This window comes from Dolichospermum sp. LEGE 00240 (genome assembly GCF_015207875.1).
GTDB classification, from domain to species: domain Bacteria; phylum Cyanobacteriota; class Cyanobacteriia; order Cyanobacteriales; family Nostocaceae; genus Dolichospermum; species Dolichospermum gracile.
This window is the reverse complement of the sequence record NZ_JADEVZ010000065.1, coordinates 1-17,462: the sequence shown is the minus strand read 5'-3', so window position 1 is coordinate 17,462 and position 17,462 is coordinate 1. Positions and strand designations below refer to the sequence as shown.

Annotated in this window: 16 protein-coding genes and 1 pseudogene; 10 read left to right on the top strand and 7 right to left on the bottom strand. The window is 38.3% G+C overall.

All coding sequences use genetic code 11. The annotated features are described in order from the left end of the window. Position 1 precedes the first annotated feature (1 nt). From pstA to pstS, 3 genes are all read right to left on the bottom strand, one after another. The gene (gene pstA, locus IQ226_RS18760; RefSeq protein WP_193897820.1) at positions 2-874 is read right to left on the bottom strand and encodes a phosphate ABC transporter permease PstA; all 873 of its coding nucleotides are present in this window, start codon (positions 872-874) and stop codon (positions 2-4) included. A 166-nt stretch (positions 875-1,040) separates the two neighbouring features. After that, a complete protein-coding gene (pstC, locus tag IQ226_RS18755; protein ID WP_193897818.1) occupies positions 1,041-2,030 on the bottom strand; it encodes a phosphate ABC transporter permease subunit PstC in 990 nt (329 codons plus the stop codon). A gap of 378 nt (positions 2,031-2,408) precedes the next feature. Continuing rightward, positions 2,409-3,449, bottom strand: coding sequence for a phosphate ABC transporter substrate-binding protein PstS (gene pstS, locus IQ226_RS18750; protein WP_193897816.1), 1,041 nt, complete (start codon positions 3,447-3,449; stop codon positions 2,409-2,411). Positions 3,450-3,603: 154 nt separating this feature from the next. Here pstS and IQ226_RS18745 point away from each other — a divergent pair, with 154 nt between their 5' ends. The 3 genes from IQ226_RS18745 (at position 3,604) to IQ226_RS18735 (ending at position 5,040) form a co-directional block, all read left to right on the top strand. Next, a complete protein-coding gene (locus IQ226_RS18745; protein WP_228039540.1) occupies positions 3,604-3,828 on the top strand; it encodes an HNH endonuclease in 225 nt (74 codons plus the stop codon). Between the two features lie 346 nt (positions 3,829-4,174). Then, a complete protein-coding gene (locus tag IQ226_RS18740; protein ID WP_193897814.1) occupies positions 4,175-4,576 on the top strand; it encodes a hypothetical protein in 402 nt (133 codons plus the stop codon). Beyond that, entirely contained in the window at positions 4,576-5,040 is a 465-nt protein-coding gene (locus tag IQ226_RS18735; protein WP_193897812.1) for an HNH endonuclease, read from the top strand. The genes IQ226_RS18740 and IQ226_RS18735 overlap by 1 nt, the downstream gene beginning before the upstream one ends. Here the strand turns inward: IQ226_RS18735 and IQ226_RS26035 are convergent. Next, positions 4,984-5,258 (bottom strand): annotated as a pseudogene (locus IQ226_RS26035) (adenylate/guanylate cyclase domain-containing protein); the annotation flags it as partial. The gene IQ226_RS18735 and the pseudogene IQ226_RS26035 overlap by 57 nt on opposite strands. Positions 5,259-5,359: 101 nt before the next feature. Here IQ226_RS26035 and IQ226_RS18725 point away from each other — a divergent pair. Both IQ226_RS18725 and IQ226_RS18720 read left to right on the top strand, forming a co-directional pair. Further along, positions 5,360-6,916, top strand: coding sequence for a DEAD/DEAH box helicase (locus tag IQ226_RS18725; RefSeq protein ID WP_193897810.1), 1,557 nt, complete (start codon positions 5,360-5,362; stop codon positions 6,914-6,916). Then, entirely contained in the window at positions 6,846-8,060 is a 1,215-nt protein-coding gene (locus IQ226_RS18720) for a DUF790 family protein (RefSeq protein WP_193897808.1), read from the top strand. The genes IQ226_RS18725 and IQ226_RS18720 overlap by 71 nt, the downstream gene beginning before the upstream one ends. A 383-nt stretch (positions 8,061-8,443) precedes the next feature. Here IQ226_RS18720 and IQ226_RS18715 read toward each other — a convergent pair whose 3' ends face one another. Then, entirely contained in the window at positions 8,444-10,102 is a 1,659-nt protein-coding gene (locus tag IQ226_RS18715; protein ID WP_193897806.1) for a DUF3352 domain-containing protein, read from the bottom strand. 694 nt (positions 10,103-10,796) lie between these two features. Here IQ226_RS18715 and IQ226_RS18710 point away from each other — a divergent pair. The 5 genes from IQ226_RS18710 (at position 10,797) to IQ226_RS18690 (ending at position 16,956) form a co-directional block, all read left to right on the top strand. Further along, the gene (locus IQ226_RS18710) at positions 10,797-13,370 is read left to right on the top strand and encodes a M1 family metallopeptidase (RefSeq protein ID WP_193897804.1); all 2,574 of its coding nucleotides are present in this window, start codon (positions 10,797-10,799) and stop codon (positions 13,368-13,370) included. Positions 13,371-13,462: 92 nt separating this feature from the next. Then, positions 13,463-14,806 (top strand): P-loop NTPase fold protein, encoded by a 1,344-nt coding sequence (locus IQ226_RS18705; protein ID WP_193897802.1) that lies wholly within the window; start codon positions 13,463-13,465, stop codon positions 14,804-14,806. Then, the gene (locus IQ226_RS18700) at positions 14,766-16,415 is read left to right on the top strand and encodes a lipopolysaccharide assembly protein LapB (RefSeq protein ID WP_193897800.1); all 1,650 of its coding nucleotides are present in this window, start codon (positions 14,766-14,768) and stop codon (positions 16,413-16,415) included. Before IQ226_RS18705 ends, IQ226_RS18700 begins: the two co-directional genes overlap by 41 nt. A 71-nt stretch (positions 16,416-16,486) precedes the next feature. Further along, complete coding sequence (locus IQ226_RS18695) at positions 16,487-16,756, top strand: DUF4258 domain-containing protein (RefSeq protein WP_193897798.1); 270 nt, start codon at positions 16,487-16,489, stop codon at positions 16,754-16,756. Then, positions 16,753-16,956: a DUF2283 domain-containing protein gene (locus tag IQ226_RS18690; protein ID WP_096669903.1), complete on the top strand. Its 204-nt coding sequence runs from the start codon at positions 16,753-16,755 to the stop codon at positions 16,954-16,956. The genes IQ226_RS18695 and IQ226_RS18690 overlap by 4 nt, the downstream gene beginning before the upstream one ends. On the opposite strand, the gene IQ226_RS18685 is transcribed toward IQ226_RS18690, so the two are convergent. Both IQ226_RS18685 and IQ226_RS18680 read right to left on the bottom strand, forming a co-directional pair. After that, positions 16,953-17,183: a type II toxin-antitoxin system HicB family antitoxin gene (locus IQ226_RS18685; RefSeq protein WP_193897797.1), complete on the bottom strand. Its 231-nt coding sequence runs from the start codon at positions 17,181-17,183 to the stop codon at positions 16,953-16,955. The two genes, IQ226_RS18690 and IQ226_RS18685, sit on opposite strands and share 4 nt — an antisense overlap. Further along, positions 17,180-17,359 (bottom strand): hypothetical protein, encoded by a 180-nt coding sequence (locus IQ226_RS18680; protein WP_193897795.1) that lies wholly within the window; start codon positions 17,357-17,359, stop codon positions 17,180-17,182. Before IQ226_RS18680 ends, IQ226_RS18685 begins: the two co-directional genes overlap by 4 nt. Positions 17,360-17,462: the final 103 nt, after the last annotated feature.

The following is a 17,462-nucleotide window of genomic DNA, read 5'->3' as shown; positions in this document are numbered from 1 at the left end:
CTTATCTTTTCTTAGCAATTACGCGAGACAGCAAGCTGAAAAACAAAACTAAAGTCAGGAGAATGATGGAGGTTGTCCATACTAGTTCATTTACGGCTGGATCAGGATTGTTATAAAGGTTAAAAATCAATACTGGTAAGGAAGCAGTAGGACTTAATAAACCATCGGACCAATTTTGACTAAATAAAGCGGTAAAAAGTAGTGGTGCTGTTTCGCCAGAAGCACGAGCTATGGCTAAGGAAATCCCCGTAGTAATTCCAGGGATGGCCGAACTAACAATAACACGAAAGGTAGTTTGAAAGCGAGTTCCTCCTAAAGCGGCAGATGCGAGACGCTGGGGAACGGGAATTAGCTTTAAAGCCTCTTCTGTTGTCAATACTATCACTGGTAGCATGATTACAGCTAAAGCAAAACCTCCAGCGATCGCACTAAATCCCTTAGTTAATAAAACAATCACACCATAAGCAAATATCCCGACAATAATGGAGGGAACACCTGTAATAATGCTAGTGATAAACCGTACATACTGGGTAAATGGGTTGGTTTGACTAAATTCTGCTAAGAAAATCCCTGTAATTACCCCGACAGGAATACTGAGTAATGCACCGATACTTACCATAAGTATAGTACCAAGAATAGCATTAGCAAACCCATTTTCAATTAATGGATGAAATAACATCTCTAGTCTGAAGCCAGAAGCCCCCCGTGACATGATTTCCCACAATATGGATAACAATGGCAACAGTGCTAAACCACTTAGACCAAAAGCAATCGAGGTCATTAAGTATGTGAATATTTGTCTATCTGTGGATAGGGACTGACATAATGAAGCCGCAGCGGCTTGATCTGTTTCTGAATTTTGATAAGCACTCATGTTAATTTTGGATTTTAGATTTTGAATTTTTTGTCAAGTTATACACGGGAATGAGGAATAAAATTTACCAAGAAAGTCTTACAACAGTAAGAAACTTTTGCTCCTTCCTCATTCTTCCTTCTTTCTTCCTGACTCCGAACTCCGAACTCCCAACTCCGAACTCCGGTTATCTATTCTTTTTGCCAACCCATTCGACTATTAATACAGCCGCAATATTTATAGCTAGTGTTAAGGCAAATAAAATCAGACCTAAATAACTTAATGCCCCAATATGTAAGCCCGGTTCAGCTTCGGCAAATTCATTGGCTAAGACTGCGGGAATATTATATGCTGGATCTAGAAGGGATATACTAATTTGGGCGGAGTTACCGATTAACATTGTTACAGCCATTGTTTCGCCTAATGCCCTGCCTAGAGATAGCATTGTGGCACTGACTATCCCAGAAAATGCGGCTGGTAATAAAACCCGAAAAACTGTTTCCCAACGAGTTCCCCCTAAAGCCATAGATGAGCTACGTAACTCTTTAGGAATCACCATAAGAACGTCACGAGAAATGGCTGCCATTGCGGGTAAGGTCATAATGGCGAGAACAATGCCCGCTGTTAACATATTGTTACCGGCGGGGTCTTGTGTGTTAAATAGGGGGATAAACCCAAAGGTGCTACCTAACCATTTTTCTATGGGTGTGATGAAGGGAATAAAAATGAAAATGCCCCATAGACCAATAATGACACTGGGGATAGCGGCGATTAATTCAATGACGAAAGCTATAGTGGTTTTGAGTGGATTTGGGAGAAAGTCTTCACTTGTGACTAGAGCTACTGATATGCCGACAGGAATAGTTAAGATAATGGCGATCGCACTACTGACTAAAGTTCCATAGATGTAGGGTAATGCCCCAAAAATTTGATTTCCTGTATCCCAATCTTGACCCCACAAAAAGCCCAGTCCAAATTCATGAATAGCTGGTTCTGCTTGCTGGAAAATTACGTAGGTCATGACAAAGAGGATGGCTACAGTAATCCCAGCGAATAGATATACTACCCATGTAAATCCTTTATCAAACCAGAAATTAACCCCACCTGTGGATGTTAAATCAATATTGCCATCACTTAAACTTAGTGAATTATTCTGAGATTCAGATGAATTAGCCATGATCAATAAAAAGTTTATGAAATCAGGTATTAGATGTAAGCGCGCAGCCGTCATAAACCAGCTAAAACCGGAAATAGTCAAGTAAATAAAAGCAAGTTTTAATTACCTACATTTCAACATTGAAAGCTGATACATAACGGCTGAATGCTTAGGGCTTGCTGAATAAGTCTTCTAGTGAAGGGAGGTGACAGGTGCTACGCCACGGGGACAGTTTCAGGTATCTGTCATCCCCAAACTTTTAAGTTTATTAGAGGTAAAATGCTCCGTTTTGGTACTACCCTCCTCAAGAACCTTCCACCTATTTTCCTGTTTATCAACCTCAAACCTTTGATTCGTTGACGTTTTACGTTTTTTCAGCAAGCCCTACTTAGGTAAAAATTACTTAACGGTGCTATTAACTGTTTGTAAAACACGGTTCACAACATCACCAGGAATTTTGGTGTAGTTGAGGTCATCATTGTACTGTTGACCGTCTTTGAGTACCCAGTTAATCCATTTCTTCACAGCTTCAGCTTTAGCAGGAGTAGCATACTGTTTGTAAACCATCATCCATGTTAAACCAACAATGGGATAACCTTGTCCTGGATCGCCAATAAATACGCGGTAGTTATCGGGGAATTTCACTGTTGATAAGGCTGAGTTCGCAGATGCTAAAGAAGGAGCGACAAATTCTCCTTTCTTATTTTGGACTTCCGCTGATCTAAGGTTGTTTTTAGTAGCGTAGTCATATTCAACATAACCAATAGATCCAGGGGTGCTTCTCACTAAAGCTGCTACGCCAGGATTGCCTTTACCTTTGAGAACGTTTGGTAAATTCCATTTGGGAGCGGTGTTAGCTCCAACTCTACCTTTGAAATAACCATTAATAGAACTTAAATGGTTGGTAAAAATGAATGTTGTACCACTACCATCGGCGCGAACTACAAATCTAATTGGGCTGCCTGGTAGATTTACACCGGGGTTATCTGCTTTAATTTTCGCATCATCCCAGTTTTTAATTTGTCCAGAGAAAATTGCTGGTAATGTGGCGCGAGATAATCTCAGTTTGTTGACACCAGGTAAATTATAAACAACGGAAACAGCACCACCCGCAGTGGGTACTAAGATCACACCATTCTTAACTTTAGCGATTTCATCATCTCTCATCGCTGCGTCACTAGCACCAAAGTCAACTGTTCCTGCAATGGTTTGACGAATACCACCACCACTACCAATGGATTGGTAGTTAACTTTCAATTCGGGGTGCTTCTTTCTAATTTCACGAGCATAACGTTCGTATAGAGGAGCAGGAAAGGTTGCTCCAGCACCGTTTAAAGTTTGAGCTTGAGCGATCGCACTCAACATTGGACTTAATGCAACAGCCCCAGTTATGACTGAAGTGGCAACAACACGATTCAAAATGGTGGATAAAAAAGCCATACTGCCTCTTACGTTTTCAGAAATACTTGCATAGTGAATCACATTCTGGTCTTAATCTGACATCAAATTGTTAAGAGGAGATTAAGAAAGCAGCAAAAGATGTTTAAATTTGAACATTTAATTTTAAGTAGTTGGACAAAATTAAATTCACTGGTTGAGCTACTGGGAGAAAACCTCTTGGAAGTATAAAATCGCTCAAAACCAAAATTGGAAATGTCCTATCTGTGGTGAACCTTTATTCAATGGAGAGGAATTAAACACCCATCACATAGTTCCCGTTGCTCAAGGTGGACAAGACGGCATTGAAAACCTACAGCACTTGCATCATGCTTATCACAAACAGGAACATTCTAAAACCAAGTCAACTCGCTTGAAGTAAGGCTTGAGCCGTGTAAGTGCGAAAGTCTTATGCACGGTTCTTAGGGGAGGGGAGAGCGGTGACGCTTGAACCTTACCCGACTATTCCCCCTCGACTCTACCAAATTCCCGTTTGATGACTGAACGATAGAATCTAAAATAATCACAATTTGACATCTAAATTACAACAGCGATCGCGCACATTGACAAAATCTGGTAAATTTTGGATTATATAGGTAAGGTATTGCAAGTCTATTTGTGATGTTTGTACGGTCATGGGTATTGTATTCTATTGAAATTAGGCAATAAATTTTAGTTTAGAGCCAGATTTATAATCTAAGCTATATATAAATGAGGTCAGATTGAGTATGACTGCACCTACAGAAATTCGTCAAAGGGCAATTGCACTTCTGGAACAATTACCGGGAGAATCTTTAGTTAGAGCTGTTGAATTCTTAGAATCTCTTTCTCATCAAGCTTTACAGGTATCAGAAACAAAGACATATAAAACTAGAGAAACTGATTTAATTCAAATTATTCAACGGCATTTGTCTGCTGAACAACAAGAGAGATTGAACTATTTGCGTCAGCAAAATGAAACTGAAGAAATTACAGAAACAGAGCATCAAGAGTTATTAATTTATGTTGAACTGATTGAAAAACAAGATGGGGAACGTGCAGAAGCATTAATTCAATTAGCTCAAATGCGTGGAGTTGATTTGCAACTTTTGATTAATGAGTTTTTGCCCACAAATATTAGTATTTTCTAATGTCAGAACGAGTTCCCAAATCAACTAGGAGTATTGTTGCTGCTCTTGCGGGTGGTTATTGTGAGTATTGTTATTGCTCGGAACAATTTGCCACACAAAGCTTTACTATTGAACATATAAAACCCCGACAAGCTGGTGGTGAAACAATTTTAGAAAATATTGCTTGGAGTTGTTTTGGGTGTAATAGTTATAAACATACTAAAACACAGGCAATTGATCCAGAAACGGGAGAAAAAATAGCATTGTATAATCCCCGGTTACAAATTTGGAGTGAGCATTTTCAATGGAGTGATGATTTTACACAGGTAATTGGTAAAACACCCTGTGGTCGAGCAACTGTTGAAGCTTTACGTTTAAATCGTGCTGGTGTTGTGAATTTACGTCGTGTATTGTTTGGCGCAAATTTACATCCACCTGGCTGTATTTACCGGATCACCCCACAAATCATAAGCAAATTTTTTTAATCCAATCACTCCTGCTACAACTGGTCTGGTACTAATACTCATGCGAATCGGAAAAGACGGGGTATTTTTTGATTAAACTTAAGTACAGATTTTTGCATATCCAATGCCATATTGGCGATCGCTAGGGCATGATCACTGCGATAATTAGATAAACCAGCGACAGCCATATAAGCATCACCGATGGTCTTAATTTTTTCTATACTATGAGTTTCGGCTAACTAGTATAACAAGTACCGAAGAACCGACATTAATATTAATCATCATGCTCATTTTGCGTTATGAGTAGTTAAATCAGTGTCACCGGACTAAGAAAAAATAAATGGCTCGTCACCCGACATTAACTTTTGATCGTGGTACGTTAATTTTACACCCACCACCACGAAGTAAAACATGGATAGACTATGCAACCTGGGATGATAGGGTAGAAAAATTCCGAATTCCCGCAATTAGATACCGTTCCTTAGTGGAAGCACTCCAAGCTGAAGCCACAGATTTTATTGATGAAGCCAAGGCTTTTTACCCCTTGGATTTGGTTGCTAGTTTAGAAATGACACCCTATCCCCACCAAAATGAGGCATTAGCGGCTTGGAAACGGTTAGGACGACAGGGAGTAGTTGTGTTACCTACGGCGGCGGGAAAGACCTATTTAGCGCAAATGGCGATGCAAGCCACACCACGCACGACATTAATTGTCGTCCCCACGTTGGATTTAATGCACCAGTGGTATGCTCATTTAGTGGCGGCTTTTCCGGATGCAGAAGTGGGTTTACTGGGGGGTGGTTCACGGGATAGAACCGCGATTTTAGTTGCTACCTATGATAGTGCGGCTATTCATGCAGAAAGTTTGGGTAATAAATATGCGTTAATAATTTTTGATGAATGTCACCATTTACCTACAGATTTTAACAGAGTCATTGCCGAATATGCGATCGCACCCTATCGGTTAGGACTGTCCGCAACCCCAGAACGCACAGATGGAAAACATGCTGATTTAGATATCCTCATTGGTAAAGAAGTTTATCGCAAATGCGCTGAAGATTTAGCCGGAAAAGCTTTAGCTGGTCATGAAATTGTGCAAATTAAGGTTAAATTATCCCAATTAGAACGAGAAAAATATAATCAGTTAATTCAAACTCGCAATGATTTTTTAAAGCAATCAAAAATATCTTTAGGAAGTTTGCAAGGTTGGCAAATGTTTGTACAAATGAGTGCGCGTTCTCAAGCTGGACGCAGAGCCATGTTATCCCATCGTCAAGCCAAGGAAATTGCTTTAGGTACAGATGGGAAAATCCGCGTACTTGTAGACCTATTAGCTACCCATCATCCTGAAAGAATTTTAATTTTTACCGCTGATAATGCCACAGTTTATCGCATTTCTCAAGATTTATTAATTCCCGCAATTACTCATCAAACTCCAGTTAAAGAAAGACATGAAATTTTAACGAAATTTAAGGAAGGTGAATATAATACCTTAGTTGCTTCCAATGTCTTAAATGAAGGTGTTGATGTCCCCGCAGCCACCATTGCCATTATCTTATCAGGAACAGGTTCAACCAGGGAATACATTCAACGTTTAGGGAGAATATTACGCAAAGGAAATTTAGCAAATAAACAAGCAATTCTCTATGAAGTCATCGCCGAAGACACCAGCGAAGAAGGAACTTCCGCCAGACGGAGAGGGGAAAATAACAATCAGCAAGAAAAGCCGCAAAAAGCCAATTTACAAGTTATTTATGGAACTGGAAAGAAAAGCGATTTAAAAGCAGCAGAACAATTAGAAATTAATTATTCCCCAGAAAAGAAAGATGTTACCAACAGACCTACTGATACACCGCCAAAACGGCGAAGAAATTATCCCAAAAAGACTGAAACTTGATCAAAAACATTTGAGTTTAGCGACTGAACTAATTAACTTCTTTCAGGAAGCAGTCGGGAAAACTCAAGGATTACTAGAACGTCAATTAGCAGACTTTGAAGGAGATACCACAGATTACCGGATGAAACGAGGTTTAGCTTATATTCTCAAAAGTGGTTTTTGCACCTTTGAAATAGTTAGTCCCCTCGAACCACCCATGTTAAGAGCAAAAGTATTTGCATTAGCAGCAAAATCCGTTGCTAGTCAAGAATCAACTGATATGATTTTAAATAAAATTGCTGATGATTTAACTCAAGAACTTAATCAAGAAGTTTTACCTGCTCAAATCAAAAATGGACTTTATGCTGATTTATCGGAAAATAAAATATTAACCACTTTTGATACTCCTAAACCAGAAGAGGTTTTACATCGTTATAACTTATCTCAAGTCCAGGGAATTTTTTATAAAGCTAGTCAATTAGTATTAAATGCTCATCGCAATGTTCCCGGAGAATATAAACTCTTATTTCGTTATTTAAAGCTATTTCAATTAATGGCTTATATTGAAGGTGATGCTGATCATGGTTTCACAATTAGTGTAGATGGACCGACAAGTTTATTTACTCCCAGCACCCGCTACGGTTTAGCCATAGCCAAACTAATTCCCGCCTTACTTCATGTTACCAAATGGAGTTTATCAGCAACCTTAAAAACCCGTGATTTTTACACAAACGAATGGAAAACCGGACGTTTCACCCTCAATTCAGAATGTGGCTTAGTTTCCCACTATCCTCCCGGCAAACCCTATGATAGTATGTTAGAGGAATCATTTGCCAGTAAGTGGGATGCTTTAAAAAGTGGTTGGATATTAGAACGAGAAGTAGATTTAATTCCCATTCCTGGTAGTGTGATGATTCCCGATTTTCGGCTAGTTCATCCAGACGGAAGAGTGTTTATTTTAGAAATTGTCGGTTATTGGCGACCAGAATATTTACAAAAGAAATTTGCTCAAGTTAGAAAAGCTAATTGTGATAACTTAATTTTAGCAATTTCCGAAAGATTGAACCTAGAAAAAGCCGGAATTAAACTAGATAACGTACCCGCCAGAATTATTTGGTTTAAAGAAAAACTCCTACCAAAATCCGTATTAGCAGTTATGGAGTGATATCATGTCCGGTTGAACACTTATCATATCTGTTGAGGCTGGTAATGGGTAATTGGTAATTGGGAAAAGGCAATACAATAGACATCTCCGAAAATTAAATGTGCGTCGTTTGAACCCCTTGTAGAGACGTTCTATGGAACGTCTCTACAATCTTTACCGGAGAAGTCTATTATATATAATCATCAAATCCATTAATTCATCCGTTCCTATCTGCGTTTATCTGCGTTTATCTGCGTTCAATTATTCTAGAAATCTTGGCGTTGCTGAATAAGGTGCGTCAGATAGAAGATATCTGTTTTTTACCAAATTATCGGGACTGACGCACCCTACAAACTACTCTCTGCGCCTCTGCGCCTCTGCGTGAAAAAAAATCATAAAGGATATTACTTCCCCTTACTAGATTTAAGAGATAACAACATCTCCATTTGAGTCATGGATTTACTAGGACTATTAACAGTCACACCAACACCACGAATAGAATCAAGAATAGCGGTAGCGTCCGCAGGTAAAGGTTGACTTTGAGCGGATACACGCTCAATTATGGTTTTGGTTTTGTCCATATCTAAATAGAAATAACCAGCATTGGGTTTTTGTAAAGAACCTGTAACAGTTTTAAAGGTATCACTTTGATCAAGTGCTGCACCTTGGCGATTTGCTAGTGTTTCCGCAACGGGTCCACCAATAGCCACAAATGCTGTATTATTATTGAGCCAACCATGTGCCACTAGAGCGCCTTGTTGGGGGATTTGCCATTCTGTGACATTTTTACCACCAATGGTTCTTTGAGCGACATTGAGAGATTGCTGTTTGGCAAAATTATCGAGTTTGGTGAAGGTAGCTTCGGCAGTTTTGCGATCGCTCGTATCCAATACTAACGCACCGCCAAAACCTACCTTAGCTAATAAACCTTGATTAGATTGAATTGCACCTAAACCAAACTCGCCATTCATCCAGCCAAAAATATCTTTATCTAAATCAATTTGCAGAGCTTTTAGTTGAGTCCGCGCTTGTTGAATTCCTTGATTTAATTCAGGATAATCTTTGGACTGTTCCACAAAAGTTTCCCAGCTTTTACTAATACCTTGTCCACTAGTTAAGGCCAAAGTTTCACTAGGAAATTGTCCCACAATGTTGGCGGGAGTAGCTTGATATTGGAATTTATTTAGTTGGGGATCTAAATTCACAATGGCTTTTAACCTCAAGCCGGCATCATCTATTCCTACCCCTGCTGTTAATGATTTGACTTGCTTAATTTGCGCCAGAGTTTGTGGGGGTAATTGTTTAGATTGAGGATTAAATGCCGTTAATTGTTGGATCATATTGGCATAATCAGGGACATAAATTTGTGCCAAACTATTCTTAACATCCACACCTTTGCTGAGAATATCATTTGCACCTTCTTTAGTCACAAAAGAAGGTTCGCCTTTATAGGTATCAATCGCTTTTTCTACAGCTTGTTTATTAGATGTTAAAAGCAAATAGTCATTATTCACAACCGTTACATAAGTCGGTTGACCTTGACCTGTAGATTCGATAATTTTTTGACCTTTGTAGTCAGATTCCTGAATTTTGACGTTTTTTTGGTCTTTCAACCTATTCGCAAATTTCAAAGCTGCTAGTTTATCTTTAATCTCCACTACCAACAAATAATTTGGTGTTTCGGATCCGCGAAAGTTATCCTGAGATACTTTCTTTGCCTCTGGTGGTAGTACCGCAATCATTACTCCACCAACCCAAGGTTTAATATCTGCTTCGTAGGAGATCTTACTATCATTCAACATTTGTTGATTGAAGTTCTGAAACTCTTTACCTAGTAATTTCCGCGCTTCCGGTGTACCAAACTGTTGCAACTTATTCCAAGATTCAGGATTAGTGTCAATATAAGTTGCCATTAATGCAGTTGCAGGTACTAATTTAGCACTACCTAAAGGGCTAGAACTACTAGCACCACCCTTGAGGTACATATAAGCTGCTATGCCCCCTGCTATAATTACAGTAGTACCAATTACAGGGACTAAAAATGATGGTTTTTTAGCGGACACTAGTAAATACTCCTTATTGTTGTAAATTATGTAACAAATTTAATGAAATGCTCATTGGCGGTTAGGGAAATTTATCTAGGCAAAAATTCATCAAAAAAAGTATATTTTGCGGATTTTGTCAGTTTGGTTGATATCAGTGGATATCGCATATTGAGTATCAAAGGGTTGGACATACACTACTCCTAGAGACAGTTTACAATTAAGTTGTGAAAAAACTTAACTCTCATGAATTCTGAGGTTTGAATTCTTTCTTATCACTAATTTCCGCTGTTTTTACGGTATTTACTGATATAATTGCAGGTTTATGATCAGCAAAGATTTGTAATGGGGTTTAAATAATACTCCACTATGGTCAAGACTAAATCCGCAAACGATATTTTATTCCTTTGAAAACAATAGTCAATTTGTCACCCCCCGGTTATTCTAAAACTATATGGAAAATTAGTGGTATTTGTACTCAATAATCATGGATCACGGATGAATACCCTCTGGAACAGAGGCAGAGAAGAGTTACATACTTAAGTTCTTAAGTGTGACAACAGTAGCTAAATCAGCTTTGTCAATCTGTAGATTCAGGTAGTGCCGACGTTACCAGAATCAAACAGGCAAAAAATGTCATACTACGCTACACTTCTGTATTTGTATGACTTACATCCCATTAAATGTTTTAGGATTAGAAGGCTAGAAATAATAAATGTTGCAGTTTTATTTTGATACTGAAAAAACCGGACACAAGCGTTTTGAATTACCGGGGGCAAAACCACACTATAACCCTGACCGACCTGGACAGGTAGAACATATTTTTCTGGATCTGAATTTGGATATCCCGAACCAAAGTTGCTACGGAAGTTGTAGTATTCGCCTATTGCCAGTGCGGAATGGGATTGATAGGTTGACTTTGGATGCTGTCAATTTGAAGATTGAGTCAGTACAGGTAAACGAAGTTACCCAAAGGTTTGAATATGATGGCGAACAGCTTTGTATTTACCTATCACAGCCTACAGAAATTGGTCATCGGTTGTTAATTGCGATCGCCTACGCCGCCGAAAAACCCCAACGGGGTATTTACTTTATCCAACCAGACAAACACTATCCCCACAAACCCACCCAAGTCTGGACACAAGGAGAAGACGAAGATTCTCGCTATTGGTTTCCTTGTTTCGACTACCCTGGACAGTTATCAACATCAGAAATTCGCGTCCGTGTTCCTCACCCCTTAATAGCCATCTCCAATGGTGAACTCATTGATTCCATAGAAGAGGCAAAATACACAACCTACCATTGGTCACAACAACAAGTTCATCCTACCTATTTGATGACATTGGCAGTGGGGGATTTTGCCGAAATTCGGGACGAGTGGCATGGTAAACCCGTTACCTACTACGTCGAGAAGGGGCGGGAAGCAGATGCTAAACGCAGCATGGGCAAAACTCCCCAAATGATCGAATTCTTGAGCGAAAAGTATGGTTATCCCTACGCTTTCCCCAAATATGCCCAGGCTTGTGTAGATGATTTTATTTTTGGAGGTATGGAAAACACTTCCACAACTCTCCTGACTGACCGATGTTTACTAGATGAACGGGCAATATTAGATAATCGCAATACCGAAAGTTTGGTGGTTCATGAACTCGCCCACCAATGGTTTGGGGATTTGGTGGTGATTAAACATTGGTCTCATGCTTGGATTAAGGAAGGGATGGCTTCCTATTCGGAGGTAATGTGGACCCAACGGGAATATGGCGACCAGGAAGCGGCCTATTATCGGTTATCGGAAGCGCGGAGTTATTTTAGTGAAGATAGTAGTCGCTACCGTAGACCAATGGTAACTCATGTTTATCGGGAAGCGATCGAACTTTACGATCGCCACATTTATGAAAAAGGATCTTGTGTTTATCACATGATTCGCGCCGAATTGGGCGATGAGTTATTTTGGCAAGCTATCCAAACATTTGTCCAGGACAACGCTCACCAAACTGTAGAAACGATAGACTTATTAAGAGCGATTGAAAAAGCCACAGGCCGCAATTTAGCTTTCCTGTTTGATCAATATGTCTATCGTGGTGGTCATCCTGATTTTAAAGTAGCTTATGCCTGGGATGGTGACGCAAATTTAGCGAAGGTGACTGTCACCCAAACCCAAGCTGAAGCCGATAGTAAGGATTTATTTAATCTGAGAATTCCCATTGGTTTTGGATATAAAGAAAATCCCCAACTGACAACTTTTACAGTTCGAGTCCATGAAAAAGAACAAAGTTTTTACTTTCCCTTAACACAAAAGCCTGATTTTATTAGCTTTGATGTTGGTAATAATTATCTGAAAACTGTCACTTTAGAATACCCAATTTCTGAATTAAAAGCCCAATTAGAATTTGATCCTCATCCTATTTCCCGCATTTATGCAGCGGCAGCTTTAGCGAAAAAAGGCGGATTAGAAGCGACTCTTGCCCTATCCTCAGCTTTGAAAAATGATTCTTTTTGGGGTGTACGGGTCGAAGTTGCCAAAGAACTGGCAGAAATTCAACTAGATCAAGCTTTTGATGGTTTAGTCGTTGGCTTAAATGATCCTAGTCCCTTTGTGCGGCGGACGGTAATTAGTTCTTTGTCGCAAATTAAAACTCATAATAGCTACAAAGCTGTGAAAAGTTTTGTCCAAGATGGCGATGCCAGCTACTATGTAGAAGCTGCGGCTTGTCAAACTATTGCGGCGATCGCAGCAGCGCATTTAGAAGATAAACCCCATGAAGACAAAGTAATCAAGTTACTCAAATCTGTGTTAGAAGAAAGGGCTGGTTGGAATGAAGTTGTCCGTAGTGGGGCTGTAGCTGGTTTGGCTGAGTTCAAATCTTCAGAAACGGCTTTAAATTTACTCCTGGAATACACGAAAGCTGGGATACCGCAACCATTACGCCTGTCCGCAATTCGCGCAGTTGGCAAAATATCCACTGGTCAAACTCCTGCCAATATAGAACGAATTTTAGATCGGTTAGCGGAAATTGCCAGAGAGACTTTCTTTTTAACCCAGGTAGCCGTTTTAACAGCCTTGGGACAAATGGAAACTCCAAAAGCGATCGGTATTTTGCAATCTTTAGCCAATCAAACCGCAGATGGGCGAGTCCGTCGCTATGCTGAAGAGGAAGTAAGTAAGGTGCAAAAGAATATCGGCACAGACAAAACCCTGAAGCAGTTACGTGAGGAACTTGATCAAATCAAACAGCAAAATCAGGAGTTGAAAAGCCGTTTGGAAAATCTGGAAGCGAAATCAAAGTAATACAATAGAGGGCGGGGAAACCCCGCCCCTACAGGCTTGACGATTTGCTGACTGGATCTCACTCAAGTACATACCGACATATAATTTTATCTATGAATCAACCTAACTTTCAACGTGCCAATACTCTCAAAGCTGCTTATAATGCTTGCACTTTAGAACCATTAGAACCTGCGGAAATTTCAAAATACTATGTTGATTTATCAGCAGTGCGTAAATCTTCAGCCGTTGAGAGTGTAAGCAAAATTTTAGAGTTTCAAGAATTAGGGGACTATACCACTATTTTATTTACTGGACATCGAGGTTCGGGCAAAAGTACAGAGTTGAAAAAGATTCAAAGTCAATGGGAACAAAACTATCATGTCATTTATTTAGAAGTAAATGAAGAAACGGATATTAATGATGCTAATTATACAGATTTATATTTGATTGTGATCAAGCAAGTTGAATTTACTTTGCGGAAATTAGGGTTAAAGTTTGAGCAAAAATTATTAAATAGTTTTGAAAATTGGTTTAAGGAAATTACCGAAGAAAATGAAGAAAGTGTTGAAAAATCCGTCAGTGTGGAATCAGAAGCCAGTTTAGAAGGTGGTGCGCCATTTATTGCAAAATTAATGGTGAAGTTATTGGCACAAATCAAAGGTTCTGATAAACAAAAGACGACAATTCGCCAAACTTTAGAAAAAGATATTTCTCGACTTAAGGCAGATATTAATCTATTGCTAGATGACGCTTATGGTAAATTGAGAAAGAAATATCCAGAATACAAGGGTCTATTAATTATTTTTGATAACTTAGATCGTGTTCCCCCGGCGGTTGCAGATCATTTGTTTTTTGACTATGCAGCCCAATTACAAGAACTGCATTGTACAATTATTTATACAGTTCCTATTTCTATTCTTTGTTCACCGAAAAAACCTCTAGCTTTATTTGATGGTGAACCGCACATTGTGCCAATGGTGAATATATACCAATTTGATCGGAATGTGCGTGATTTAAACTATAATCAAATTGGATTAGATACAGTAGCAAGTTTAATTGAAAAACGAGTAGATGTTAATGCTGTGTTTAATTCCCGTCAAGAATTGCTAGAATTAGCTAAGGCTAGTGGTGGTCATGTGCGTCAAATTATGCAAATGATGCGGGCTACTTGTTTACGCGCCAGCACCAAAAATCATAGTAAGATTGAGGCTGAAGACGTTGTTTATGCTGTGAAACAACAACAATTTAGTTTTGAAAGATTTATTCCTGAAGAACATTATCCAGTTTTAGCCCAAGTTTACCTGAATAAAGATGTGAGTAAAGATGATATTGGCCAGTTAATGCTGTTTAATACTTCTGTTTTAGAATACAATGGCGATAACAGATGGAGTTATCCTAACCCAGTGGTGAAGCAAAATGAATTCTTCCAAAAAGCACTGGCAGAACTTACAACATGATTCTAACGCTGAATTGGGGCAATTTGTCGCCCTGAATCAAGATATTTTGGCGGAATTATTGACGTTTATTGACTTTTCTGAAAAATTCACTTTGGGATTTATTGAGATTAATTTTCCTCCTGATGGAGAATTATTAGTTGAGGCATTAACAACAAATTCCCAATGTGAGGAAATTCAATTTGTAATTCTCAAATTTGCTGATCCTAATTTGCGCTTTTTGCGTGATGAAATTGTCAAAGAATTGCCAACAATCGAAAGAGAAGCAAATAAAAAGTTAGTATTAATTATTCAAGGTTTAGAAAAATCTATTGGTGTGTATGGTGAATATCCGCCATTTTTACAAGATTTGAATTTTGTCAGGGATGCTTATAAAAAAACCGTTCCTTATCCTATTTTATTTGTTTTACCAGATTACGCTATCAACCGGTTAGCCAAATTTGCACCTGATTTTTGGGCTTGGCGTTCTGGTGTATTTAGATTTAAAACTTTAGAAAAAACTAGAGAAAATGCTATTACTCAAACTTTAGAATCTAATATAAAAGGTGTATTTAGATTTAAAACTTTAGAAAAAACTAGAGAAAATGCTATTACTCAAACTTTAGAATCTAATATAAAAATTGACAGAATAGAACCACAAGAAAAACAAGAACGAATTGAGATTTTACAAAGTTTATTGATGGAATATAAGCCTACCTCTGAAAAAACCAATGATGGTAATTTACGCAGGTATAGTAATATTTTATTGGAGTTGGGAACAGCTTATATTAGTCAACATCAGGCAAAAACAGCTAGGGAATATTTAGCTGAAGCTTTACAAATTGCGGAAAAATTAGCAGATGTTAATTTTAAACGTCAGGTTTTGAATAAAATTGGTGATGTTTATAGAGAGGAAAGGAAATTTGAAACAGCAATTAATTATTATCAACAAGGGTTAGATATTGCAAAAGAACTAAAAAACCGTAATGGTGAAAGTTATGCTTTGTTTAAAATAAGTAATGCTTATTTGGATTTACGGCAATTTTTAGAAGCTAGGAAATATTATCAACAGTGTTTAGAAATTTATCAAGAGTTAGATGATCATGATAACCAAGCTAGTACCTACCACCAGTTGGGAATAGTAGCCCAAGAAATGCGGGAATATGCCCAAGCACGGGACTTTTATCAACAAGCTTTATCTATCAAAATCGAATTTGGCGATCGCTATTCTCAAGCTCGTACCTACCACAATTTGGGAATAGTAGCCCAAGAAATGCGAGAATATGCCCAAGCACGGGACTTTTATCAACAAGCTTTAGCTATCTTTATCGAATTTGGCGATCGCTATTCTCAAGCTAGTACCTACCACCAGTTGGGAATAGTAGCCCAAGAAATGCGGGAATATGCCCAAGCACGGGACTTTTATCAACTAGCTTTATCTATCAAAATCGAATTTGGCGATCGCTTTTCTCAAGCCTTAACTTACCACTGTTTAGGCACACTGGCAAAAGCACAGGAAGATTATACAGAAGCTAGAACAAATTTACAAAAAGCGTTAGAGATATATGTTGAATATAAAGATGAATATTGGGGGAATATTGCGAGAGAGATTTTAGAGAGATTACCAGAGTGATGTAATTTTGACTTTTAAATTAGTTTAGCCTTAGATGATACAGTGAAACAATATTCAAAGGTAATGAGTGAGTGACGAACGCAGACAACTTTCCTTATGACTTAACTATTCATGCCCAACAAGTCATTACTGCACGGGAAATTCAACTAGAATGGGTAGCACGGGTATTAGCAGCACCCCAGAAAACAGAACCAGATCGGGAAGATCCAGAATTACGTCACGCTTTAGCTCGCATTCCTGAAAATGGCAATAGAGTATTGCGTGTTGTATATAATGAAAATAAAGAACCTTGGCGAATTATCACGGTTTATTTTGATCGCACCCAAAGGAATAAATTATGAAAGTACATATTGATGAAGAAGCGGATGCTTTATATTTGCGCCTTGATGAATCCAAAATTATTGAATCTGAAGAAGTTTATCCAGGAATTGTGCTTGATTTTAATGAACAAAATCAGGTTGTAGGTATTGAGGTTTTACAGTTATCAAGTAGAATAAATCTAACAACAAAAAATATAAAAGTTGAAATTTCTCAATCTTAAATTATAGAAAAATTATTAGTTTCTAATTCAGGTATATTATGTCCTAACTGTAATCCTAAAACAATCCATTCTTCCAAAGATTGTTTTAATTCTTCTCGACAATTTTCCATTGTAGGTGCATTGGCATATAAACCTTGTAATTCAGGGACTTCAGCGTAAAAAGTACCATCTTCTAAAACTTCATATTTGGCTCGGTTTAAGGCTGCTTGAATGTAGTTTGTTATCATTGGTATTTAGCTCTCACTTTCTGTACAGAAATTAATCTACCAGCTTGACTGTCAGCAAGTCCAGCCTCAACTACTTGCCTAACATAAATCTCATACATCAAATCATCCCAAGTAAAATTATCAGGTAATCTATCAATTAATTTCTGGGCTTCTGTTTTAATGTTTAATTTTTCCATATTTTTAGCTCAAATCTAGCTCTCTGATTACATTGTAATCTAAAAATCAAAATCTCATATATTTGTCTACTGCACTTTATCAGGACGGGGAAACCCCCTCAAG

Bases quoted from the DNA above. Each gene is read 5' to 3' on its own strand.
- pstA (WP_193897820.1), bottom strand. From the start codon at position 874: ATGAGTGCTTATCAAAATTCAGAAACAGATCAAGCCGCTGCGGCTTCA.
- pstC (WP_193897818.1), bottom strand. From the start codon at position 2,030: ATGGCTAATTCATCTGAATCTCAGAATAATTCACTAAGTTTAAGTGAT.
- pstS (WP_193897816.1), bottom strand. From the start codon at position 3,449: ATGGCTTTTTTATCCACCATTTTGAATCGTGTTGTTGCCACTTCAGTC.
- IQ226_RS18740 (WP_193897814.1), top strand. From the start codon at position 4,175: ATGACTGCACCTACAGAAATTCGTCAAAGGGCAATTGCACTTCTGGAA.
- IQ226_RS18735 (WP_193897812.1), top strand. From the start codon at position 4,576: ATGTCAGAACGAGTTCCCAAATCAACTAGGAGTATTGTTGCTGCTCTT.
- IQ226_RS18725 (WP_193897810.1), top strand. From the start codon at position 5,360: ATGGCTCGTCACCCGACATTAACTTTTGATCGTGGTACGTTAATTTTA.
- IQ226_RS18720 (WP_193897808.1), top strand. From the start codon at position 6,846: ATGTTACCAACAGACCTACTGATACACCGCCAAAACGGCGAAGAAATT.
- IQ226_RS18710 (WP_193897804.1), top strand. From the start codon at position 10,797: ATGTTGCAGTTTTATTTTGATACTGAAAAAACCGGACACAAGCGTTTT.
- IQ226_RS18705 (WP_193897802.1), top strand. From the start codon at position 13,463: ATGAATCAACCTAACTTTCAACGTGCCAATACTCTCAAAGCTGCTTAT.
- IQ226_RS18700 (WP_193897800.1), top strand. From the start codon at position 14,766: ATGAATTCTTCCAAAAAGCACTGGCAGAACTTACAACATGATTCTAAC.
- IQ226_RS18690 (WP_096669903.1), top strand. From the start codon at position 16,753: ATGAAAGTACATATTGATGAAGAAGCGGATGCTTTATATTTGCGCCTT.
- IQ226_RS18685 (WP_193897797.1), bottom strand. From the start codon at position 17,183: ATGATAACAAACTACATTCAAGCAGCCTTAAACCGAGCCAAATATGAA.
- IQ226_RS18680 (WP_193897795.1), bottom strand. From the start codon at position 17,359: ATGGAAAAATTAAACATTAAAACAGAAGCCCAGAAATTAATTGATAGA.